We start from the raw sequence: 24,758 nt of genomic DNA, 5'->3' as shown, positions 1-24,758 counted from the left end.
GCGGAACTTGGTAACCCCTATATGCCCCTCATGCAAATGAGGTATCAAACCGCAAGGGGATGAAACAGCATAGAGGGCAGAAGAAAAGGATAAAAAGCGAATGCTGCTTTTGTAATGAAAGAAGATAAGGGTTCAACCTTTGCCCTAACTTGAAAAAGTGCTGACTTATCCTGTGGTATTTCTTGGCAAGAAAGGATGGTAACCCTATGAACTTTAGTAACTCAACGACGGATAATACCGAGAGGCTAAAGAACACAAGAAAACTAACCAACCAATGGGAAACTACTGACTGGGTACTAGTCGAAAACTATGTTAATAGGCTACAAACCCGAATCGCCAAGGCAACAGTGACAGGTAACAAGAACAAAGCTAAAAGGCTACAATACTTATTAACCCATTCATTTTATGCCAAAGCCTATGCAGTAAAGAAAGTAACATCAAACAAAGGTAAAGGTACTTCTGGCATCGATAAAAAGCTCTGGTCAACCTCTGCAGCCAAGATGAAAGCTGTGTTGGCACTCACAGACAAGCACTATAGGGCTAAGCCACTCAGACGAGTGTTCATCAAAAAGAAGGGGAAAAACAAATTGCGTCCATTGGGTATTCCCACCATGTACGACAGAGCCATGCAGACATTATACGCATTAGCACTTGAACCCATAGCTGAAATATCGGCAGACTCAATTTCCTTCGGCTTTCGCAGAGGAAGAAGTGCCAAAGACGCCTGTGAGCAAATATTCTGTGTATTATCAAGAAAATGCTCACCAGCCTGGATATTGGAAGGCGATATCCAGGGTTGTTTTGACAATATCAATCATGAGTGGCTCCAAGAAAATATACCAATGGACAAAAGAATCATGATGCAATTCTTGAAATCAGGGTTTATTTATAAAGGCAATCTATTTCCTACCAACAACGGTTCCCCGCAAGGAGGGGCCATTTCAAGTCTATATGCAAATATGACACTTGATGGAATTGAAAAACTAATCCAAGATAAATACCACCGAAATTCCAAAGGGAAAATAGAAAATCATTATCGTGCCAAAACCAAAGTAAACATGGTGAGATATGCGGATGATTTTGTCATCACTGCGGGTACAAAAGAAATAGCTGAGGAAGTTAAAAATCTGGTCAGTCAATTTCTTGAAACACGCGGGCTAACTTTGTCTGAAGAGAAAACAGTAATTACTCACATAGACAATGGATTCGATTTTCTCGGCTGGACATTTCGAAAATTCAAAGGAAAGTTAATTATTAAACCATCAAAAACCTCAATAAAAACCTTGATCAGAAAATGTGCCACTATCATCCTGCAAGAAGGAAAAGCAACAAGCCAATCAGACCTAATCCGTCGATTAAACCAAGTACTTAGAGGATGGTCAAACTATCACAGACACGTAGTTGCAAGCAAAGCCTTCTCTTACGTCAATAACACAATTTACCTTTTACTGCAACAATGGGCAAAACATCGCCATCCTAATAAAAATAAATGGTGGCGGTTGAACAAATACTGGCATGAAAAGAATGGCAAGCCTTGGCTGTTCATGACAGATGAATCTAGTCTTATAAACCTAAGAAGAATAGATATCGTCCGACATCCCAAACTGCAGACTTCTAAAAATCCCTTCATAGACGAAGCATATTTTACAAAAAGAAAGCTCCAGTTACAATCACTGTTTGCCGCCAGAAATGGTTAAGAAATGCTTGAGCCGTATGAGCGGGAAACTCTCACGTACGGTTCTTAGACGAGGAAAAGGGAGCAATCCCTTTTCTTTAGTCGATTATACCAGTGAGCTGTACCGTAATGCAATTAAGCAATACGGAATAGTACAAAGTATGAACAGTGCAGGTGGCAGATGCCATGATAATGCCCGTTGCGAAAGCATGTGGGCAAGATTAAAGGAAGAATTAATCTATAATCGATATAATGCTTCAAAAACAACTGTTGAACATATGAAAACAATTATATGGAGATATTTCATTAGTTACTGGAATAACCGAAGAATCTGCTCCACCAATGGAGGATTACCTCCAATGATTAAGAGACAACAGTATTACCGCTCATTGAAGGATGCAGCGTAGATCCAATATCCTCGAGGAAAAAGTGTAAAGAGATATTGACAATATCAGACAGCCGTTTTAGAAGATGGACTGGACGATTCACTGCAGTTTTATGATTTTACACCGATAGACTTTCGTAAAATTACTTCTACCAATATGCTGGAACGACTGAATCGGGAGATTCGCCGCCGGACAACCGTCGTAGGGATTTTTCCCAGTATGGATTCTTATATCCGGCTGGTTACGATGTACCTGATCGAGTACAGCGAAGACTGGTCAATGAGTCACTGCTACATTAAGCCGGATACACTACAACAGGTTCAAGAAAAAAGGCAAAAATCGGTCGCTTAACCTCTTCGGAGTTACCTTGAATTTTGCGAACTACTATTGACACTAACGAATAAAGCGACTAACATGATTTTTCTTCTACAAGTTTAGACTGGCAGAAGTGAAATTTTGATATTTCTCAGGTAGAGAAACTCCTAACTGCAAATGCTTAGAAAGAAAAAGACTCCTATCTGATAAGATTAGTGTATCCCCTTAATTCTCAAAAATTTTTGTTAAGCCAACGTTCAAAAATTTTTAATAAAATTCTAGATAATAATTGAAAAATAAATGATTCCATTAAACTATAAATCAAAATTTATATATCCTCCTTTTCTTAGTTCATTATAATAATTGTCAATACATTTACTTAAAACTAAAATTTGGCAACCACAACAAAGTGATTGCCAAATTATTTTAATATAAAAATACTGAATATTCTTATATTATATCATATAAATGTCAAAAAGTCAAATTTGTATAGACATTTGTGTATTTTTAACTATTATAATATGCATAATCAAAAATAGATTGAGCAATTCTATCATGATTTACTGGTCTCCAAGGTCCATTTTCAGCTCTGTGTGTTCGATAAATCCACTCGCTATTCTTTTGAATATATTCATAATGAGTATATTCGGTTCTTCCTGAATCAAAAAGATCAAATCTTACATCAGTATCAAAATGATTATCATCAATACGTTTTACGCCTACAACATAAACAACACCACCATCAAAACCACAAATATAATGCGCATTTTCTTCAGCATAAACATAAGGTGATTGATTGTTTAAAATAAAACCACCAAAATTAAACACACTAATAAAAATAAAAAAAACTATAATTCGCTTCATTATTTTAAATTACTCCTTTCTAAAAAAGACGGATTGCTCTGCCTCTTCTTCACGATCTATATTTTAATCAAGCCTGTCATCAATATCTGAATCTATTTCTTGAGTTACCCTGTATAACTTATCTTCAGAGATGAAAGCTGGGGCAAGGTACTTTGCTTCAAATACACTTTTAACAAAGGCACGTTTTGTTTGATATGGGTCTACATCACGTATGGTATCTTCAGCATACTTATTATAATATTTTCTGAGATTGATGGTAATGGTTCCCTCTTTGTAATCTTTTGCTGTTTTATAGTCTTTGTAAGTGATTGTGTAGTCTACGTTGTCGTTTAAAATATCCATTTGAATCGACTCCTTTACAAATCAAGCTTAATAAATGATTATACTTCAATAGAATTCAAAAGTCATCAAAAAGAAATATTTACCCACGTTCGTTTCATAAACAAGATAATTGTTCTTAAATAAGAAATGTTAGTTTATAAGTCAGCTACCTCACATAACAGTTGGCTATTCATAAGACATTTTAGCAAATTAGCTTTAATGCTACATTTTTTAAGCTGCTTAGCTAAATATCTTTTATGTAGCAGTAATGCCAATTTTCTAAGGCTGTTTAAAGTTTTTTGCCCATTTTCAGATATAATAGAGCACTCATCTTCCGAAAAGGTTACATCTAACAGCCAATGCATGCTTTCAATTTTCCAATGTTCACGGCAAATATGTAAAAGCTCTTTGGCATCTGTATCCTTACTTGTTATATAATAACCAGTTTCATCACTGGTTCCACGGTTCGTTGTTGTAATACGCTTAACTGCAAATATTGAACTCAGTCCTGCCCATTCTTTATATCCATTCAGCCATTTAATATCTGAACATTTTTTGCAGATGCGTTTCTCAATTCTTCCTCCATTTTTTTCAACTGTCGTATAAGAATCTAATGTTTTGCTATCGAATTCTTCATCAAAGAAAAATTTAACATCATCGTGCAATGTCTTTTGGTTTTCCTTAAGCCCAAAAACGTAATTGCCATGCTTGGCTATAATTTTCTTGCAGGTTTCTTTTTGACAATGCATCGCATCAGCCGTTACTGTCTTGTCCTTAATGTTTAGATTATCCAATAGCTGCTGGAATACAGGAATCTCGTTCGTCTTTTCATGTATAGATTTTTGCCCTAAAACGACGCCGCTTTGTGTTAAATATACAGTTAATATTTGCAGTGCTGAATGCGGTGTACCTTTTTTAGAGGTACTACGGATTGCCTTCCCGTCTACAGCGATAACATCGCCCAAGTCACAGTATGCTGCATCATGCATTATTTCAATAATTACACTGGCTACTTTATCTGCGTCCATCATATTTAATATACGGCTGAAAGTAGCTTTAGAAGGGATTTTAGTGATATTAAATTTCTTTTTTAAAAATTTTGCATTGCTTTGTGCATAAGTTGTTATATCTGCCAGTTCATCTAATCCACACAATACGGCACACATTATTATAGTAAGTATATCTGTTAAACTATGTTCTACATAGCTTGAATGTCTGTTATCTTCTATTATTGCAAATTTTTCTTTGATATAATCCATTTTTTCACCTATACTTTTTTACTTTGGATTATATCATTTATTTCCTTTTTTTGTTAATATTTATTTTCCGGTTTATGAAACGAACGTGATATTTACCCACGTTCGTTTCATAAACAAGATAATTGTTCTTAAATAAGAAATGTTAGTTTATAAGTCAGCGACCTCACATAACAGTTGGCTATTCATAAGACATTTTAACAGATTAGCTTTAATGCTACATTTTTTAAGCTGCTTAGCTAAATATCTTTTATGTAGCAGTAATGCCAATTTTCTAAGGCTGTTTAAAGTTTTTTGCCCATTTTCAGATATAATAGAGCACTCATCTTCCGAAAAGGTTACATCTAACAGCCAATGCATGCTTTCAATTTTCCAATGTTCACGGCAAATATGTAAAAGCTCTTTGGCATCTGTATCCTTACTTGTTATATAATAACCAGTTTCATCACTGGTTCCACGGTTCGTTGTTGTAATACGCTTAACTGCAAATATTGAACTCAGTCCTGCCCATTCTTTATATCCATTCAGCCATTTAATATCTGAACATTTTTTGCAGATGCGTTTCTCAATTCTTCCTCCATTTTTTTCAACTGTCGTATAAGAATCTAATGTTTTGCTATCGAATTCTTCATCAAAGAAAAATTTAACATCATCGTGCAATGTCTTTTGGTTTTCCTTAAGCCCAAAAACGTAATTGCCATGCTTGGCTATAATTTTCTTGCAGGTTTCTTTTTGACAATGCATCGCATCAGCCGTTACTGTCTTGTCCTTAATGTTTAGATTATCCAATAGCTGCTGGAATACAGGAATCTCGTTCGTCTTTTCATGTATAGATTTTTGCCCTAAAACGATGCCGCTTTGTGTTAAATATACAGTTAATATTTGCAGTGCTGAATGCGGTGTACCTTTTTTAGAGGTACTACGGATTGCCTTCCCGTCTACAGCAATAACATCGCCCAAGTCACAGTATGCTGCATCATGCATTATTTCAATAATTACACTGGCTACTTTATCTGCGTCCATCATATTTAATATACGGCTGAAAGTAGCTTTAGAAGGGATTTTAGTGATATTAAATTTCTTTTTTAAAAATTTTGCATTGCTTTGTGCATAAGTTGTTATATCTGCCAGTTCATCTAATCCACACAATACGGCACACATTATTATAATAAGTATATCTGTTAAACTATGTTCTACATAGCTTGAATGTCTGTTATCTTCTATTATTGCAAATTTTTCTTTGATATAATCCATTTTTTCACCTATACTTTTTTACTTTGGATTATATCATTTATTTCCTTTTTTTGTTAATATTTATTTTCCGGTTTATGAAACGAACGTGATATTTACCTATGGCACAAAATTCGGCTACAAAAATCTCTTGAAAGTGACACAATAATGAAATGACCGATGGAAAGCGGGCTATTATCCAGCAGCTCTTCCAAGAGTATAACATCGAGAAATCAAATGACATCCAAGATGCCCTGGCGGCACCATCAATGAGATGATGGAGTCTGAAATGAATGAACACTTAAGCTATAGCAAATAAGAACGCTTCGACAGCGAGAACGCCCGCAACGGTTATAAACCAAAGCAAATGAACAGCAGTTATGGCAGCTTTCAGATTGACGTTCCTCAGGATCGGCAATCCTCATTCAAGCCACAGGTTGTCAAGAAGCGTCAGAAGGATATCTCTGCCATTGACCAGAAAATAATTTCCATGTATGCCAAAGGAATGACGACCAAACAAATTTCTGAAACCATCGAGGATATCTATGGGTTGAGGCATCAGAAGGCTTCATATCGGATGTCACTGACAAAATTCTGCCCCGGATTGAAGAGTGGCAGTGTCGGCCACTTGCCAGCGTCTATCCTATTATCTTTATTGACGCTATTCATTTTTCGGTACGTCACGACAGTATTGTCCGCAAGTTGGCTGCATATGTTGTGCTCGGCATCAATGAGGATGGCTACAAAGAAGTACTCGCCCTTGAAGTCGGTGAAAATGAAAACAGTAAATACTGGCTGGGTGTTCTGAACGGTCTGAAGAACCGTGGCGTGCAGGATATTCTTATTCTCTGCTCGGATGGACTCACAGGGCTTAAGGAAGCGATTGCTGCAGCCTTCCCAAAAACAGAACACCAGCACTGTATTGTGCATATGGTACGTAATACCCTTAAATATGTAGCCAATAAGGACATGAAGAATTTTGCCAGAGATCTTCGGACAATCTATACCGCTCCTGACGAAAAAACTGCTGTCAGACGGTTAGAGGAAGTAGATAAGAAATGGACGTCCCAGTATCCAGCAGCCATGAAACGGTGGCATGATCACTGGGATGTCATAACACCAATCTTTAAGTTTTCGATAGACGTTCATACAGCTTTCTATACAACGAACACCATTGAAAGTTTAAATTCTTCCTACCGCCGTTTAAACCGTCAGCGAAGTGTTTTCCCAAGTTCGCAGGCTCTGCTCAAGACTTTGTACCTGTCCACTTTCGAGGCTGCCAAGAAATGGACTATGCCACTTCGGAATTGGGGAAAGGTAAGAGGTGAACTGGTCATCATGTACCCTGACAGATTACTGGCATGACAGTTCTAGCAAAATGACGATTTATTAATTCTTTATTAACTATCATAGAAGACCTTATTTACAGACTTTTATTCATAGCCCCACATATGTAATTTATAAAATTATGTTGCCCAATACACTTTAATCTAAATACTATTTATTATATCATATGGCATCCGTCAAATACAAAATAATAAACGATTGCATATAATCAATACTATGGATGATAATCGTTATATATATAAAATTATATTTAGCTGTTTCTCTCTCTTCTTTTTCTGCTATTTTTCACTAACGCTGACTTATTCCTATTATCATAAGCGTCATCAATCTTGCTTTCCAATTGCCATGAAATATTCTCCCATTTCATAGTAACTGCATACCCTGAATCTATATTATCTTGTAATCTTGCAGGTGCATCTCCAGCTGTTGGTAAGTATATCCCCAATAATCCATTTCGACTTCTGTCACCATATGGTCTCAAAGATGCATAGATTTCCCAATCCACCCATTTCCTGTTTGCTGTTTCGCTTCCTATCAAAACAATAGTTACTGTTGAGTCTTTTAAATGTTCTGTTCTTATAGCTGCTAATATTTCATCGTCTGTCATATCTTCATATGCTTCGTCCAATGATTTATCCAATAGAGTATTATTTTCACCATATTGTGTTCTTAAATAATCTGCTTTTGCCTGATCATTATCGTGATGATAACTTACAAATACTTTGTGTGCCATAATAAATACCTTCTTCCTTTTTATAAAGATTGTAACCCTTTTAATACTAAAAGTACAGCTTCATCAAAATATACTGTATTAAATAATTGTATATTTTCTTTCCTGCTTAATCCGTTATTAAGTTTAATATTTTTTATTTTATTGACAATATCTATATAACTGATTTTCTCTCCCCCTTTTTTGTATAGGTCCAAGAGCCCTCTATACCCTACGTTATTTTCAATTTGCCAGCTCAAAGATAAATTATCGGAAACGTGATTATTTTCAATAATATCACAAACACTATGAACAATTCCTCCAAACCCCCCCAATAAATATATTGGAAGTTTCTTTTCGCTTGCAATAATAATCTCTTCTAAAACTCCTGGCATTTTCCCTTTATAATTTTTATCCTTACCGCCTGCACAAATCCGAGCATTGCAATCACCAATCATAGTTTCACGCATTTTCGTTAAGGACTGACTCCATATATAACAATTTGTCTCCGAATCTGGAAAAAGGAACTTATCTTTTGAGGTAACCATATTTTCAACCTTATCTCCGATGTTAACATTTATCATTGCTAATATGCCCTTATATTCTGCTTTCCACTTTTTTACATCATCTGAATCATTTAAATATATAGGCCATGCCAAGTAATTTTTTATATGAATATCGTGTGATTTTAACCTATCTTTCAATATTTGTGCTTCTAATATCAATTTTTCTGTAAAACCATCTTTTCGAAGATCTCCACCATATATTAAACTTGCTCCACTTCCCAAAAGATATTTCGAAAATATTTGAGCTAGTTTTTTTAAATGTTTATCATTTTGTCCAATTTTTTTTAAATCACTATCATCGGGATTCGAAATAGACATTCCTATATTTTTATCCGAAAGATCTTCAGGATGCATTTCAACTGGTGTATATATCTTAATTCCTAAACGCCTAAAAAAATCTATTTCTTCGGAATAGATCGGTGGATCAGGATATATAATATCATCATAGTTCAAAGTAATAGTGTCTCCATCTTTTTTGATTATCTTTTGCAAATCAAACATTTCTGGCGGTCTACTCATCCTTTTCACTCGTACTTTTATATTTTTCTGAATATCGTTTAATTTTATATTTATATAGTTGTACCTAATCGTTTCAATAAGAACCATTTCCAATATTCTATATAAATCATCCATCCCTATTTTATCATTTTTTATATCGGCTCTAACAACCGGAATATTCCCCGCGTATGGGAACTTTCTATCCATTCCTTTTTGTATTAAGTCAACTTCTATAATCGGTCTTTCAAATTCCTTTGATGCTTGTATTTCTCTCTGGCACCAATAACGAGTTGAATATATATCTGAATTTACAATAATAATGGAAGATTCTTTAATATTATTAATTATCTCTTCATCAAATCTATATCCTGGTGCAATATCACTTGCATCGAAAAAACGACTCATTGTTGACTCATCAATTACCTGCTTTAACTGTTTAGTGGCATTTATTCCATTTTTATCATCTTTCGCATGGCTTAAAAAGATCTTCAATGAGCTATTCGTACTAATGTCTTTTCGTTCTTCATTAAATCCCAATCTGTATATTTCATGCGCCAAAGAAATAAAGAACTGTTGCTGTTTATTTTCTTTGTACTCGTATTCACGAATATAATTTAATGTACTAATCGATCCAATATTAAAGGCAGTCTTGTCCAACGCAATTGGAATCACATTTAAAATATGATTCTCAACCATTTTATTAATATAATCTTCCCAATGGTTAGATGCCACACTATTTTTGCCAATGAAAACATATGTTATTACTTTTTCAGCTTTAATAGGTATTGTTGGCGGAGTATTTTGATCATCTGTACTTGTATAGTAAAAAATTGGTAAATCTAGATTCCTTGAAAAAGGATTATCTAAATTTCTTGTAAGCAAATCAGACGCATAATTTATATATTTTTGAACGACTTCATTATCCTCTTTATTCCAAACAAAGACAACTGCTAAAGGTTCCATTATCCCATTTACTTCTTTCACATATATTTTATAAAGCTGCTTCTCGGTGTTTTTGCCTGATGGTTACGTCATAAATTTCATGCTACATCTGCTGCGCCCTTACTTATGTGCAACATACTCAAAAACTCCCTCAGGACGTTCAACTGTTAAATTTTTTCCTTGTAGGTACTTTTTATATTTCTGATAACTATATAGTAGTTCGTCTTTAAAATCCGTTACAGGCTCGACTATAATCGTAAGTTTGGTATCACGGACATATACAATAAATTCATATTAAGAAAGAATTTTTATTATATTGTCAACTTATATTATTGAACAGTCCACATCAGACGCATGATTTCAAACTATAATAATAGAATCGCATACAATATTTTTTAACTTAAGATTATAATCAGCATATTCAGATGCATAGATTGAACCATTTTCACTCTCCGCTAACATTACTAATACACTGTATTTCTTTTATAATTCCATGTTTATCTACAGCGAATATCAGCATCTCGGCAAAATATTCATATTCATAATATGCATAATCTTTTCTATAACCATAAACCCATTGAGGATTTGTCATCAGTCTGCTTTTAGGATATTTTGCTGTAACATTTTTAAAGGGCATGCCAACTGCAAAGCCACTTGGTGTTGATGAATTATCTTCACGACAAACAATCCCGTCAACGTATGTACCGCCGTTAAATCCATTTAATGTACAATATGCATTAACACTAAAAAGGGCATTATAATCATATGTTATATATTGAACTCCATTACGGTATGTTACTGTGCTCTTCTTAGTCGGTTGCCTATAAATTTGTTCAACATAATCAAGAGACGCACCTATATTGATCCCACCAATATTCATTTCTGTTTCACTAATCGTACCATGAGCACAAACTGTTCCTGTTAACAATAAAACACTAATCATAAACAATAACAATTTCTTCAAATTACATACCCCCTTATGTTTTGATTTTAAATACAAGGTTACATTTCATAATAAAATATACATAGCTTGGACTAATATTAATTGTCATAATTTAATGCATCACACTTTGGTAATAATTCTTCCAATCGTCTTACGATACGTTTTTGTTCAGCTAGTGGTGGAAGTGGAAATAAATATTTTTTTATATACTCTTTACCAATTCTTTGTTGTCCAGCTGTCCCTTGAACAGTATTTAATCCATCCTGTATAAAAATTGGATTCTTCAAAAAATATAATGTGTAAAATAAATCAACAGCTTTAGTAAATCGTCTTAAAACATGTAATTCTGTTGTTCCTGCTCCAATACCATTTACTAATTTTTTCATTACAGCGGATTTTAAATTTTGAAAACAAGGTGTTATTTTTGCAAAAACAATATCATCATCGGAGAAATGAGTAAATCCTGATTTTATATTTTTCCATAACTTTTTTTCATAACAAAATTTACTAATATACCCTTCGTCCAACATTGTCATTGGAATAAAAGATGCTTCCACATCATCTTCAACTGTATTTCTTGGATTAATTTGAAAAATATCTCCCAATCTTACCCAGCACCAATTATCCGGTATATCAAATGGGATTTCATCTTCTGTAATTTCCGGTAATGGTTTCTCTTTTTTTATTTTTCCAGCCTTAATAAGTCGTTTCTTTTCAGCTTGAATATCCGCTAAAAGATCACGGGCATTACCATCTGATGGTAACTGTTCTGTCAAATTTCCTTGGATAGCAGCCTGCAGCAAAGAGTCCTTCATTTTCTTAGGGAATGATTGTTGTATAACTTCTAATTTATTTTCGTCTTTTTTAAGAGCAGAAATAGCTGAAAGAATTTCTTCTAATCGTTCTACAATACGCTGTTGTTCTGGAAAAGGTGGAAGTGGTATTATATATTCTTTCATTCTGACCATAGTTAATGTTGCAACTGTAGTCCCATCAGAATTAGCAGCTATTTGCATGCGCATCAATGGGGACTCCATTAAATATTTTATATACTTCGAATTTAATTTAGCAAAATTTTCAAAGCAGAGAACACTAGCATCTTTATAATAAAATTGATCTGTGTTTTTTACAATATATGTTTTACCTAATGTGCCAACGCCAGTAACCATCAAATCTCCCTTTTGAGGTACCCCCGTAGCCCGTTTAAACTCATTATATAAATCTATATTAATATATAGTTCATTGTCGACACATCCAAAATCAGCAAGCTTGCTTATTTCTCTGGCTCTATAAAATGGTATTCCTTTGTTTCGCCAATCTTTTTGATGCACTCGTTGTGCCGAACGTATATTTACTAGTTCTCCAAATCTTACCCAGCACCAATTATCAGGTATATCAAATGGAATTTCATCTTCTGTAATTTCCGGCAATGGTTTCTCTTTTTTTATTTTTCCATCCTTAATAAGCCGTTTCTTTTCAATTTGAATTTCTGTTAAAAGATTACAAGCATTACCATCTGATGATAACTGTTCTGTCAGCTTTCCTTGTATAGCAGCTTGGAGAACAGACTTACGTAATTTATCAGCAATCATAATTCTACTCCCAATATTTTTTCAATTTCAGCAAGCTGTTTATCAATCTTAGCATTCAACGCATCTCGTTTTTCATGGAAGTTTTGTATCGTTTCTTCTGGCGATAAAACTTCTTCTTCAATTGTTGGAAATCCACATTGGTCAAAGTTATATTCTAAATCAGCCAATTCCTGTGTTGTAAAAGATTTTGCCTTGTATGTTTCTGTATCCGTATCAGCTATTTCTTTGCGGTCATTCCACCATGCAATACATTCATTGAAATGTTCCAGTTTCATTGGTTTTGTCTTAGAAAAATGTTTATATCCTTCTGGCATATCTACCCGATAAAACCATACATGGTCTGTTTTCTTCTTAGCTTTATCAAAAAATAAAATATTGGTCGTAATACCTGTATAAGGCGCAAAAACGCTACCCGGCATACGAACAATCGTATGCAAGTTAAATTCGTCTAATAGCTTCTTTTTTAAGGCAAGTTTAGGTCCATCAGTGCCAAATAAAAAACCATCCGGTAGAATAACTGCCGCACGACCTGTGCTGTTCAGGCGATACATAATAACTGCTATAAAAAGATCCGCTGTTTCACTGCTGCGCAGATCATGAGGAAAGTTTATTTTCACGCCATCACTTTCCGTCCCACCATAAGGCGGATTCATAATAATGACATCAAATTTATCATTATCTTTATATTCACGAACATTACGTTCCAATGAATTTCCATGATAAACTTTTGGACTTTCTATATCATGCAGCAGTAAATTAGTAATACATAGTAAATATGGCAACGGCTTTTTTTCAATGCCATACACACTGTTATTGAATATTTCTCTATCTTCCACTGTTTTTATCTGCGGTTCTAATACTTTAAGTGTAGATGTTAAAAAACCACCTGTTCCGCAAGCGAAATCGCCAATACGTTCATTAAGTTTTGGTGCAGTCACCTTAACCATAAAATCGGTCACAGCACGAGGTGTGTAAAATTCACCAGCATGTCCAGCACTTTGCAGATTCTTTAAGATTGTTTCATAAATATCACCGAAAGCATGCCGTTCATTATATTCATCAAAATCAATAACATCTATTTCATTAATTACTTTTCGTAGAAGTACTCCATCCTTCATATACTGGTTGGTATCTTCAAAAACAGATTTGACTATTGATTTACGAATAGGCATATCTGGAACAATTTGTATGTTTTGCAAACTTGGGAACAGCTTCGTATTAACAAATTCCAGTAATACCGGTCCTGTTAAAGCTTTCCCGTCTTTATTATCATGTGCCCAATTACGCCACCGTAATTCTTCCGGTAAAATAGATTTATAGTTATCATCATGAAATTCCCAATCATGTTCTTTGGCATCATATACTTTTAAAAATAATATCCATGTCATTTGTTCAATGCGTTGGGCGTCACCATTAATACCGCTGTCACCGCGCATGATATTCTGTATCGTTTTGACAAAATTTCCTATGCTCATAAAAGAACTGCTCCTTCATTTAAAGTTGTGCATATATTTGCTGTGTAAGTTCATGCATTGCATACATATATTGTTGTTTTCCACCAAATAAATCAGCGATTTTCATTGGGCTGCCAAATTCTTTAAATGGAGAATTATCTAAAACACGAGTATCTTCAATTTCAAATATTCCTTCATCCATATATTTATCAAGTAATGCTGTTAATACTTTTTGGCATACATCCGAATATTTATATAGGTAGCCGCGTTTTTTTACATTATTCACCCGTTCTTGTTTAGTTAATGGTTTTTGATCAAACGCGATATGCATTATCAGGTCAAAATCATCAATACCTTCTTTACCTGATTCTTTATGCAGTTCATCAAGAAGGACGCCTCTTTCAGCAAGTTCTTCTATGATGGCCTTTTTCTTATCGGCATTATTCCAAGACTGTATAAAATTATCTAATGTAGCATATTGGTTTAATATATTACGTTTGTTATAATCAATAAGACTTTCTGTGATGAGTTTTCCATCTGTGTCATAATATTGTGCCCGTTCATTAACAACATTGACTTCCACGCCATTTACATGATATTTAATAGCAGAATTAGGCGGCTCATCTGGTGGTTCTGGATATTCTGGCGGTTCCGGTGATTCTGGTGTTGTAGGTTCTTCTGGATCTTTTGGTAAGGGCCCATCTGGATCGCCATCAATAATGTCAATCGGATCACCATCAAAATTAGGATCAGCAAACAAGCGGCAGGAATTACGAAAATCCATAATAGTAAAATATTCCTTGCCATGTTCAGGATTTAACCGTGTTCCTCTGCCGATAATCTGCTTAAATTCAATAGGAGAATTGATATCCTTATCTAACACGATTAATTTGCAAGTTTTGCAGTCTACACCTGTAGACATTAATTTTGAAGTAGTAACAACAGCCGGATATTTTTCATCAGCATCAATGAAATAATCAAGCTGTGCTTTTCCGATATCATCATCGCCAGTAATGCGCATAATATATTTTTGATTCTCTGCCACTAAGTCTTGGTTCTCATTTCTCAATGCTCTGCACATACGTTCTGCATGATCAATATCAACACAAAAAACTATCGTCTTGCTGAAACGTCCATTTCCTTTCAGCCATTTTGTTATGCAATGAGCTACAGCCTGTGTACGTTCATCAATAACCAGTTTTTTATCAAAATCAGTTACATCATATTCTTTATCATCAATAACATTTCCATTTAAGTCAATCTGTCCTTTATATGGACGCCATCCTTCAACATCTCTATCCAAGCTTATGCGGATTACTTTATATGGGGCCAAAAAGCCGTCATCAATTCCCTGTTTTAAACTATATGTATAAATTGGCTCACCAAAATAAGTATAGTTGTTAACATTTTCTTCTACTTTTGGGGTAGCTGTCATTCCTATTTGAATTGCTCCGCTAAAATAGTTCAATATTCGGCGCCATTGTGATTCTTCTTTAGCACTGCCACGATGACATTCGTCAATAATAATAAGGTCAAAAAATTCTGGCTTAAATTCCCGGAACGGTTCATTCCCTTCATCACCAGCCAATTGATGATACAGGCTCATATAAATTTCATAAGCACTATCCATTTGTCTGCCTTGAATTTTGGTCATCGTTTTTTCGAATGGCTTAAAGTCCTGCTGCATAGTTTGATCTATAAGTATATTTCTATCCGCCAGGTATAACACACGATGCGCTACACCTGTTTTTATCAGCTTCCAAACTATTTGAAAAGCTGTATATGTTTTACCTGAGCCAGTTGCCATAACCAACAGTAGACGATTTCTGCCTTCAGCGATCTTTTCCATTGTCGTGTTAATAGCTATGTGCTGATAGTATCTGGGCGTTTTAGAAGAAAAGCTATCAAAATAGTCAGGCTCTGTAATAATTTGTACCTGTTTTTCATTATATTGGTTTTTATTAACAAAACGGGCCCATAACTCATATGGTGTTGGAAATTGAGATAATGAAAGCTCTTTTTCTGTACCAGTTAAGAAATCATGTTCAATGAATCTATGACCATTTGATGAATAAGCGAAAGGCACATGCAATATTTCAGCATACTCCATTGCCTGCTGCAAACCATTATCAGCAGTATGTGCTTCATCTTTTGCCTCAACAATAGCTAAAGGTATTTGTCCATCTTTATAATGTAGAAGATAATCAGCCTTTTTAGGTTTGCCTCTGGCAACAGTTTTACCTCGTACAATAACAGGTCCATCTGTAAAATAATATTCCATGCGAATCTGCGGCTTTTCCCATTTAGCTTGTTCTATCGCTGGTGTAATAAAACGTAGTTTTACGTCTTCCTCTGTAAGTTTACTATTTTTATATTCCATACAAAGCGCCCACTCTCATATGCAGTATCAGTTTCACGTACTTATGAATTTATACTTTATTATAAGAATTTCCTCTTTTTAATGCAATGTTTATCAATTTATTGTTGTTTTCAATTAAAACAGTAATTTTGCACATAATATCAGTATTATCCTATTTAAGCATTATGCACTTATTATAATAAATTGAAACTTATTAGGATTGAGATTATCACTCATAGAATTCCAGCATATTTTTTATACAAGCTATTTTGATATATCATTGTTTATAGTGTTTATATCTACGCTTAACATCTTTGCTAATTTCAGCAAATCAATATCTATATTAGCTGCTGCTTTTTCATCTAAACTAGCCTTATCTTGCGCTTGCCTAACCCCTGTATAACTTTTGGATACATGTTGTATACATGTAAGATTTGCTTCATTAATAAGAACGTATTTTTGTTCTTTAGCTTGCAAAGGTAATATAGCATACTGATTATACGTATTGATTTTTAATGATGTTTTTATACTATTAAGCCAAATTGGTACCAAAGTACTTATGGTCATATCGTTTTGAGGTGAGTAGATACCATTGTCAACTTGTGTTTGCCATTCTTTTATTTTTTTAGCCAAAACTTTTTTTGACACGGCAACAATCTTTTTACGTTTGCGTTGTCCATCTGTTGTCTTATAGCGGCATTCGTAAACATACCTCTCACGCTTGGCATCAAAATATTTTGTTCCTTGCCCCCAATCACGCCTCATGCGTTCACTTCCTCTATAACTCCTTGTGCAATGCGAATTTGCCTATCAACCCAATAAGTAGGGATATACCAGCGATTCCCAAGCCTAATTGCCGGAATTTTTTGTAAATTAATAAGTGATATCAGCGTACTTTTACTAACATTGTTATCAAAAATCTTCGATCGTACTTCGCTTGGCGTCCAGTACATTTTCTTTTTTTCCATAATGCGTCCTCCTAAAAAAAGATGATATAATCTGTAATAGATTAAGTATTTTTCACGTAAACCCAATTTTTTTGGGCTTACGTTATTTACATTATAAACCAAAAAAAATTGAGTTGAAATAAATGGAGGTATTTTTTTTGATTGTACGAGATAATTTTGTTGAACGATTTACTATGCTTAAGGATACCTATGATTTGACATATCCAGTATTAACCAGCTTACTCGGGGCATGCGGTAAATCAACAATAAACGAGTGGATTCGGGCAAAAAAATCGTTCCCTAATGAATCTATGTTGGTGTACATCTCTGATTTATTTGCAGTTTCAATAGATTGGTTGCTGGGCAGAATTGATGAGCCATATAATGAAATGATTCTAACAACATTGGAGGTACAACATACAGTCGACCTCTTATCCATGCCTCTGAGTCCTTTCATACCAAATGAATATCTAAATATTAAGCAACGACGAAAAAATTATTCGTTGGGTCAACGCGCTAACATATCTTATATTGCGATGGCAGCATATTTTCGAACTATGTTCGATATGTTTACATTTAAACAGGTGGAAAACGGTGATATATATTTAAAAACACAAGATGATATTATACGGTGTCAGAACTTGCTTAATATGTATGTTGCTGACGTTAAAGATTTCGGACCTCTGATTCGTGGAGAATTAGACAAACCAGTTTTCGATCTTGAAGATACCATCCGAAAAAATAAAAATGCATAATAAAATAAGCGATACCGTTAGTAATTTTTCTAATGGTATCGCTTATTTTTATAAATGGCCCACCTTATTGATTTTGTTATAACTAAAAAACCATGCAGTCCTCAAAACCTGCATGGTTATTGCTTCCTTATGGTGGAGACGAAGGGAATCGAACCCTCGACCTCTTGAATGCCATTCAAGCACTCTCCCAACTGAGCTACGTCCCCAAAACTTTGGTGGAGATGAAGAGGATTGAACTCTCGACCTCACGGATGCGAACCGTACGCTCTCCCAGCTGAGCTACATCCCCACATTTGTCGAAAACCTCTTGACACTGAAAAATATTATAAAACATTATGTGATTAATTGCAAGTAAAATATTTGTGTATATAATATGTTGAAAAGTAATATTTTATTTTACGTATTGCTATGTGTTATTATACTATTATATTATAGTAATGATAATGACTTTGTGACCTATCTGATTGGATATAATAAAAACTTAAATCAGATTGTTAGCTTTTAGGACTTCTTTTATACTGTTGGAGCTTTTATATAAGGCCTCAATTTCTTCTTCAGGCATTTGGATGGCAAGGCGTTGTTCAACACCGTTTTCACCAATGATACTGGGCAGACTTAAAGCAACATCTGACAGACCGTATTCACCGTTCAAGGGGGCAGATACAGGGGTTATACAGCGGGCATTGAAAAATACGGACTTAGCTAAATAACAGGCACCCATTGCGATACCGGTGTTTGTCCAGCCTTTTGACTTGAGCACATCATAGGCTGTTTGTACAACTAGGTCAGCTGTTTTGGCTTTATTGAAAGGCATCTGGTGATGATAATATTTATCTAGATCAGGCAGACGTATACCGCCAATGCTGACGGTGCTCCAGGCAGGAAAAGCTGTGTTGCCGTGTTCACCAAGCATAAAACCTTGTACATCTTTGGCATTGATGTTGTAATTATTAGCGATAATACGTTTGAGGCGAAGCGTTTCCAATGTGGTACCTGTGCCCATGAGCTTTCCCGGAGCGTAATCAAAACGGGTAGCCGCAAGATAGGTGGTGATATCCAGTGGATTTGTTATCATGATAAAAATAGCGTCACGAGTGTAAGCGGTGACTTCCTGCATGATTTCACCAATAACTTTTATATTGCGTTCGGCCAGTATCAGCCTGTCTAATTTTTCATCGGGCATGATACTTGGTCCACCGGCGCAGATTATAACATCGGCATTTTTACATTCTTCGAATCCGCCCGAGCGTATAGTAATATTGGGACTGCAAGCAGCAGGTGTCGCATGAGTCATATCTAATGCTTCTCCATGTGCTTTTTTCTTATTGATGTCAATACAGACTATTTCTGCAGCTAATTCTTGTGCCACAGCCTGTACGAGTACAGCTGATCCTACATTACCCATACCAATAATTACTAATTTGTGCTTTTGCAATATGATTATCTCCTCTAAATGTAATGAAAAAAAATTTTAATGTAATATTGATATTTTACCAAATAAATGGATTAATGTCTGCAATGAATTGTCAAATTCTTTAATTTCTTCATCACTTAGAGCTGATAATGTTGTTTCTAAATGGGATTTTATTTTATTTTGATGGGCTGTTATAAACCGGCGGCCCTTAATAGTTATTTTGACTCTTATACGGCGGTGATCTTTAGTGTCGGGAAATCTTTTTACAAAACCATCTTTTTCCAGGCAATCTAATAAAGGAGATAATTGTTGTTTTATTATTGATAGTTTATGCACTATTTCGGAAAAAGTCATGCTTTTCTCGTCAGATAGAATTGCTAAAATGGCAAATTGATTAATAGGCAGTGGTATGGCAATATGACGGAAAACGCGATGGCACATCAAAAAAAGTACTTCAAGAAAATCATTGGAAATTTTCTGCTTGCTAGTCATTGTAGTATCCTTTCGTTTTATTGATAAATTCTTGACTTTTCAATAAATATACTATACTATAATGTTCATTGATAGTAAATATTTATTTACTATAGATAGCTGTGCCTTATGGAAATATTATGCAGATATATAGAAGATATTATAAATATGAATCATAGTTTTTCAGATGGCTTGGCTGAACGGAGGAATAAGCCGTTGTTGATACAGCAATGGTTTTGTTCAAAATTTTAATATGGTGAGTAAAGCTGCCATATGTGGAGGTAAAGAAATTGTTATCAAAAGGCTGGTTTAAAATCATTTGCATTTTTACACTTGTATCAACGACTACTTTAATATTTTTTGGTTGTGGCGCTAAACAACAAAAACCAGCTGCAGGCGCACAGGTGAAGGCAATGGCTGCCATCCAACAGGATACGCCATTGATTTTTGAATATGCTGGTGAGGTGAAGGGAACTAATGAAGTAGCAGTTCAATCACGTGTTTCCGGTTCGGTTGTGGACAAATATATCCATGGCGGTGAACAAGTTTCTGCCGGGCAGGCATTATATCGCATTGATGGGGGAAATTATATAAGTGCCTTGAATCAGGCAAAAGCCACGCTGGCACAGTCACAGGCACAGCTAAGTAATGCTCAGCAGGATTTATCGAGGTATACACAGCTGATAAATAGTGATGCTATTTCAGATCAGACATATACGAATCAGCAGCAGACAGTCGCTGCTTATCAGGCAGTAGTTGAAGCTAATGTGGCGCAGGTTAATAAAGCACAAAAAGACTACGATGATACTATAGTGCGGGCACCGATTGATGGACGTCTTGATGTCAATGATGTGGCGACCGGAGTATATGCGACGGCAGGGAGCACTACTTTAGTCACTTTGGGAACAGTAAATCCCGTTTATGTACAGTTTAGCATAAGTGAAAACGAATATCTGAAGTTTAATAAAATTTTCAATGGTAATTTTATTGGCAAAGAAGTAACCTTGACTTTGAGTGATGGCAGTGACTATCCTATTACCGGTAAGATTGCGCAGGTAGATCGTTCAATGGGTAATGGGACATCAACAGGGACTTTGACAGTGAAGGCCTTGTTCAATAATCCAGATACATTGTTAATGCCAGGGATGTTTGCCCAGGTGAAATTGACCGGTGAAACAGTAAAAGATGCTATACTTGTTCCGCAGCGGGCAGTACAGCAGCTTTTGAATAAATCGTTTGTAATGATTGTCGGGGACGACGGTAAGTCTGTGTCGAGAGTAGTTACATTGGGACCTAAGGTAGGCAGTTATTATATTATTCAGGACGGTATAAACCCAGGGGATAATGTTGTCGTTGAAGGTCTTACGAAATTGCGTGAAGGCGTGCCGCTTAATGTCACCACGGTGACTGCTGATCAATTAGGACTGTCCTTGACATCAGGTGATAATACCAGTGCTGATGCCGGAACAGACAACAATGCAGACAGCGATTCTTCCGGTTCCGGACAGAATCAGTGAGGAGTGATGTAATTTGGCAAGATTCTTTATTAACAGACCGATTTTTGCCATCGTTGTATCGCTTATAATAGTGCTGGTGGGCCTTATTTCGATGTTTAATCTGCCGGTGGCGCAGTATCCGCAGATATCACCACCGACGATACGTGTCAGTGCTACGTATAATGGGGCGAGTGCCAGTATCATTAATGAAACGGTGGCCCAGATAATTGAAGAACAGGTCAATGGTGTTGATGGCATGGACTATATGTCATCGACGTCAAGCGACACTGGTGCATATAGCCTGCAGGTAATTTTTAAATTAGGCACCGATGGCGATATAGATTCAGTAAAAGTGCAAAATAAGGTTGCCGCAGCCAATGCCAGCTTACCAAGTGATGTGCAGACAAACGGTGTCACGACGACAAAAGCGTCTACCGATATGGCAATGATATTTGCATTGTACTCACCGGATGGAAAATATGACAGGACTTTTTTGAAAACATATGCTGATGCTTATTTAATAGATAAAATCAAACGTGTGCATGGCGTTGGGGATTTAACTGTATGGGGTCCTGACTACTCAATGCGGGTTTGGGTAAATCCGGCAAAATTAGCTGAATTAGGCATGACAGTATCTGATGTCGTAACGGCTATTGAAGAACAAAATCAACAGGCTCCGGCAGGTAATATCGGTGGCGCACCGTCACCACAGAATCAGGAAACTCAATACACCGGTAAGGTCAAAGGTCGGCTTAGTGATGTCAATGACTTTAAAAATGTGATAATACGGACCAATAAAGATGGTTCATTGGTAAAACTAAGTGACGTGGCTCGTATAGAAACAGGTCCGAAGGATAATAGTGTTACCAGTAAATTTGATGGGGCCAATGGTGTCGGTATGGCTGTTCAGCTTACCAACGATGCCAATGCAATGACGACAGTCGCTGAAGTAAAGAAAATTTTGGCGGAATCGGCAGTTGATTTCCCACCAGGCATGGAATATAAAACAGTAGTCGACAATACTAATTACATTCATGAATCAATCGTTGAAGTGGCAAAAACGTTTGCGGAAGCATTGATTTTAGTTATGGCAATTATGTATTTATTTCTGCAGAGCTGGCGGGCAACATTGATTCCAATGCTGGCCGTTCCGGTATCGCTGATTGGTACATTTGCCACATTTGTTGTGATGGATTTTTCGATAAATACACTGACATTGTTTGCTATGGTGCTGGCCATTGGTCTGGTTGTCGATGATGCTATAGTCGTTATAGAAAACGTCGAGCGGCATATCAATGAAGATAAACTGGGAGCAAAAGAGGCAACTCAGCGGGCGATGGATGAAGTGTCCGGGCCGGTAGTGGCAATAGCATTTACACTGGCATCGGTATTTGTCCCGGTAGCTTTTTTAAGCGGCATGACGGGGATATTATATCGCCAGTTTGCATTGACCATAGCATTTTCGATGGGCTTGTCGGCTTTCATAGCACTTTCCCTGACACCGGCTCTGTGCGGTATACTTTTGAAACCGCATGATGACAATGCTAAACCAAGCAGACTGACAAGGTTTTTCAATGCATTCAATAATTGGTTTGAAAAATTTACCCGTGGCTACGTGAAAAAGGTTGGGCTGTTTATTGGTAAGGCCAAATTTTGTCTGATATTTTTAGTTATTATTATTGGGCTTATGGGCTGGCTGTTCAAGACGCTGCCGTCAACCTTTGTACCTGATGAAGATCAAGGGTTCTTTATAGCCTCGATAAATTTACCGGAAGGTACATCGCTTAATCAGACACAGAAAACGGTTGACGATTATGCGGATCAGTTGCAAAAAATTCCCGGAGTGGCGGACGTAATGGATGTAACCGGGTTTGATATATTGACAAGTTCAACAAAATCGAGTGGTGGCGTTGTATTTGTCGGACTCAAACCTTGGGATGAAAGAAAAACACCTCAGACGCAGATTAATGCAGAAATAGGGAATGCTTTTAAACTGGGAATGGGATTTCCGCAGGCCTCTATTATTGCGTTGAATCCGCCGGCCCTGCCTGGCCTGGGCGCATTCGGCGGGTTTAATATGCAGCTGGAAGATATGAGCGGACATACTGATGAAGAATTGAATGAAATTGCCCAAAAAATAACGGCAGCCGCTAATCAGCGACCTGAACTGCAAAGTGTTTATACAACATTCCAAATAAATACGCCAAATTATCAATTTGATATTGATCGTGAAAAAGTTAAAAAATTAGGAGTAAGTCTTAATGATGTGTTTAATGCATTGCAGATTAACTTTGGTGGGTATCCGGTCAATGACTTTAATAAATTTGGCAAGACCTATAAAGTTATGCTCCAGGCTGATACGAGTTTTCGTGGTGAAGTGGACTCAACACGGTTTATTTTCGTAAAAAGTTCATCAGGACAGCTTATTCCGCTTAATACACTGCTTAAACCCAAATTGGAATCAGCACCTACTACAGTAACACGTTTCAATGCGGCTAAAAGTATAACTATACAGGGGAATGCGAAATCCGGTTATAGTTCCGGACAAGCAATGACAGCTATTCAAGAGGTAACGAAGCAAATTGCTCCGTCTGGATTTGAAACCGAATGGTCAGGACAAAGCCGTGAAGAACAAAAGGCAGGCAGCAGTACGGTTCAGATTATGGTTTTGGCGCTAGTATTTGTATTTTTGTGTTTGGCAGCTTTATACGAAAGCTGGAGCGTTCCATATGCGGTGCTTTTGTCTGTTCCGTCAGGAATATTCGGGGCATTGCTGTCAGGGATGCTGTTGAATCAGCAAAATAGTATTTACATGCAGATAGGTATTATAATGCTGATTGGACTGTCAGCAAAAAATGCAATATTGATTATTGAATTTGCCAAAGTCAGGGTTGACAGAGGCATGCCGGTGATAAAGGCAGCCATGGAAGCCGCGCAGCTTCGACTGCGGCCAATATTGATGACATCATTGGCGTTCATCATCGGTTGTCTGCCACTGGCAGTGGCAAGCGGTGCCGGGGCAGCTGCCCGTAATAACATGGGGATCGCTGTTGTCGGTGGGATGTTTATTGCCACGACCTTTGGCATATTTCTCATACCGGTAATGTTTGTAGTAGTTGAAAAAGCAGCTGCTTTCTTTACGAAAAAACATGAAAGTCATAAAAAGAAAAATCCGGATGAATACATGTAAGCTGTAATACAAAAAATATAGGGATGCT

At 36.2% G+C, this 24,758-nt stretch carries 18 protein-coding genes, 2 tRNA genes and 2 pseudogenes; 6 read left to right on the top strand and 16 right to left on the bottom strand.

The genetic code is table 11. The features are described 5' to 3' along the window. The first annotated feature begins 206 nt into the window (after nt 1-206). Both ltrA and F8M42_RS12465 read left to right on the top strand, forming a co-directional pair. A complete protein-coding gene (gene ltrA, locus F8M42_RS12475; RefSeq protein WP_182187049.1) occupies nt 207-1,697 on the top strand; it encodes a group II intron reverse transcriptase/maturase in 1,491 nt (496 codons plus the stop codon). A 442-nt stretch (nt 1,698-2,139) separates the two neighbouring features. Next, nucleotides 2,140-2,412, top strand: a pseudogene (locus F8M42_RS12465) (transposase); the annotation flags it as partial. Between the two features lie 471 nt (nt 2,413-2,883). Here the strand turns inward: F8M42_RS12465 and F8M42_RS12460 are convergent. From F8M42_RS12460 to F8M42_RS12445, 4 genes are all read right to left on the bottom strand, one after another. After that, nucleotides 2,884-3,240: a hypothetical protein gene (locus F8M42_RS12460; protein ID WP_182187048.1), complete on the bottom strand. Its 357-nt coding sequence runs from the start codon at nt 3,238-3,240 to the stop codon at nt 2,884-2,886. 63 nt (nt 3,241-3,303) lie between these two features. Then, on the bottom strand, nt 3,304-3,582 hold the full coding sequence (locus F8M42_RS12455; RefSeq protein WP_182187046.1) for a hypothetical protein: 279 nt from the start codon (nt 3,580-3,582) through the stop codon (nt 3,304-3,306). A 134-nt stretch (nt 3,583-3,716) separates the two neighbouring features. Next, entirely contained in the window at nt 3,717-4,820 is a 1,104-nt protein-coding gene (locus F8M42_RS12450) for an ISAs1 family transposase (protein ID WP_182187044.1), read from the bottom strand. A 147-nt stretch (nt 4,821-4,967) separates the two neighbouring features. Further along, nucleotides 4,968-6,071: an ISAs1 family transposase gene (locus F8M42_RS12445; RefSeq protein WP_182185957.1), complete on the bottom strand. Its 1,104-nt coding sequence runs from the start codon at nt 6,069-6,071 to the stop codon at nt 4,968-4,970. A gap of 149 nt (nt 6,072-6,220) precedes the next feature. Here F8M42_RS12445 and F8M42_RS12440 point away from each other — a divergent pair. After that, a pseudogene (locus F8M42_RS12440) lies at nt 6,221-7,412 on the top strand (IS256 family transposase). Between the two features lie 232 nt (nt 7,413-7,644). On the opposite strand, the gene F8M42_RS12435 reads toward F8M42_RS12440, so the two are convergent. The 8 genes from F8M42_RS12435 to F8M42_RS12400 all read right to left on the bottom strand — a co-directional run bounded on the left by F8M42_RS12435 (nt 7,645) and on the right by F8M42_RS12400 (nt 17,425). Then, nucleotides 7,645-8,127 carry a TIR domain-containing protein gene (locus tag F8M42_RS12435; RefSeq protein WP_182187042.1) on the bottom strand — a complete coding sequence of 161 codons (483 nt, stop codon included), beginning with the start codon at nt 8,125-8,127 and terminating at the stop codon, nt 7,645-7,647. A gap of 20 nt (nt 8,128-8,147) precedes the next feature. Then, nucleotides 8,148-10,151, bottom strand: coding sequence for a TIR domain-containing protein (locus F8M42_RS12430; protein WP_182187040.1), 2,004 nt, complete (start codon nt 10,149-10,151; stop codon nt 8,148-8,150). A gap of 403 nt (nt 10,152-10,554) precedes the next feature. Beyond that, complete coding sequence (locus F8M42_RS12425) at nt 10,555-11,073, bottom strand: hypothetical protein (protein WP_182187038.1); 519 nt, start codon at nt 11,071-11,073, stop codon at nt 10,555-10,557. Between the two features lie 77 nt (nt 11,074-11,150). Further along, nucleotides 11,151-12,644 carry a restriction endonuclease subunit S gene (locus F8M42_RS12420; RefSeq protein ID WP_182187036.1) on the bottom strand — a complete coding sequence of 498 codons (1,494 nt, stop codon included), beginning with the start codon at nt 12,642-12,644 and terminating at the stop codon, nt 11,151-11,153. Continuing rightward, on the bottom strand, nt 12,641-14,119 hold the full coding sequence (locus F8M42_RS12415; protein ID WP_182187034.1) for a class I SAM-dependent DNA methyltransferase: 1,479 nt from the start codon (nt 14,117-14,119) through the stop codon (nt 12,641-12,643). Before F8M42_RS12415 ends, F8M42_RS12420 begins: the two co-directional genes overlap by 4 nt. A 19-nt stretch (nt 14,120-14,138) precedes the next feature. Then, nucleotides 14,139-16,478 (bottom strand): EcoAI/FtnUII family type I restriction enzme subunit R, encoded by a 2,340-nt coding sequence (gene hsdR, locus F8M42_RS12410; protein WP_182187032.1) that lies wholly within the window; start codon nt 16,476-16,478, stop codon nt 14,139-14,141. Nucleotides 16,479-16,721: 243 nt separating this feature from the next. Further along, nucleotides 16,722-17,222 carry a hypothetical protein gene (locus tag F8M42_RS12405; RefSeq protein WP_182187031.1) on the bottom strand — a complete coding sequence of 167 codons (501 nt, stop codon included), beginning with the start codon at nt 17,220-17,222 and terminating at the stop codon, nt 16,722-16,724. Further along, a complete protein-coding gene (locus F8M42_RS12400) occupies nt 17,219-17,425 on the bottom strand; it encodes a helix-turn-helix domain-containing protein (protein ID WP_182187029.1) in 207 nt (68 codons plus the stop codon). The genes F8M42_RS12405 and F8M42_RS12400 overlap by 4 nt, the downstream gene beginning before the upstream one ends. A 137-nt stretch (nt 17,426-17,562) precedes the next feature. Between F8M42_RS12400 and F8M42_RS12395 the strand changes: the two genes are divergently transcribed. Then, a complete protein-coding gene (locus F8M42_RS12395; protein WP_182187027.1) occupies nt 17,563-18,159 on the top strand; it encodes a helix-turn-helix domain-containing protein in 597 nt (198 codons plus the stop codon). Nucleotides 18,160-18,289: 130 nt separating this feature from the next. Here the strand turns inward: F8M42_RS12395 and F8M42_RS12390 are convergent. From F8M42_RS12390 to F8M42_RS12375, 4 genes are all read right to left on the bottom strand, one after another. After that, a tRNA-Ala gene (locus F8M42_RS12390) sits at nt 18,290-18,365 on the bottom strand. 7 nt (nt 18,366-18,372) lie between these two features. Then, a tRNA-Ala gene (locus tag F8M42_RS12385) sits at nt 18,373-18,448 on the bottom strand. A 192-nt stretch (nt 18,449-18,640) separates the two neighbouring features. Next, on the bottom strand, nt 18,641-19,564 hold the full coding sequence (locus F8M42_RS12380) for a lactate/malate family dehydrogenase (protein ID WP_407672878.1): 924 nt from the start codon (nt 19,562-19,564) through the stop codon (nt 18,641-18,643). Nucleotides 19,565-19,630: 66 nt separating this feature from the next. Further along, nucleotides 19,631-20,065, bottom strand: coding sequence for a MarR family winged helix-turn-helix transcriptional regulator (locus tag F8M42_RS12375; protein ID WP_182187023.1), 435 nt, complete (start codon nt 20,063-20,065; stop codon nt 19,631-19,633). 269 nt (nt 20,066-20,334) lie between these two features. Here F8M42_RS12375 and F8M42_RS12370 point away from each other — a divergent pair, with 269 nt between their 5' ends. Both F8M42_RS12370 and F8M42_RS12365 read left to right on the top strand, forming a co-directional pair. Beyond that, nucleotides 20,335-21,561 carry an efflux RND transporter periplasmic adaptor subunit gene (locus tag F8M42_RS12370; RefSeq protein ID WP_229711354.1) on the top strand — a complete coding sequence of 409 codons (1,227 nt, stop codon included), beginning with the start codon at nt 20,335-20,337 and terminating at the stop codon, nt 21,559-21,561. A gap of 13 nt (nt 21,562-21,574) precedes the next feature. Further along, entirely contained in the window at nt 21,575-24,730 is a 3,156-nt protein-coding gene (locus F8M42_RS12365) for an efflux RND transporter permease subunit (RefSeq protein ID WP_182187021.1), read from the top strand. The last annotated feature ends 28 nt before the right edge of the window (nt 24,731-24,758 follow it).

The sequence above is a fragment of the Pectinatus frisingensis genome (assembly GCF_014076555.1).
GTDB classification, from domain to species: domain Bacteria; phylum Bacillota; class Negativicutes; order Selenomonadales; family Selenomonadaceae; genus Pectinatus; species Pectinatus frisingensis.
This window is presented reverse-complemented; position numbering and strand designations above follow the sequence as displayed.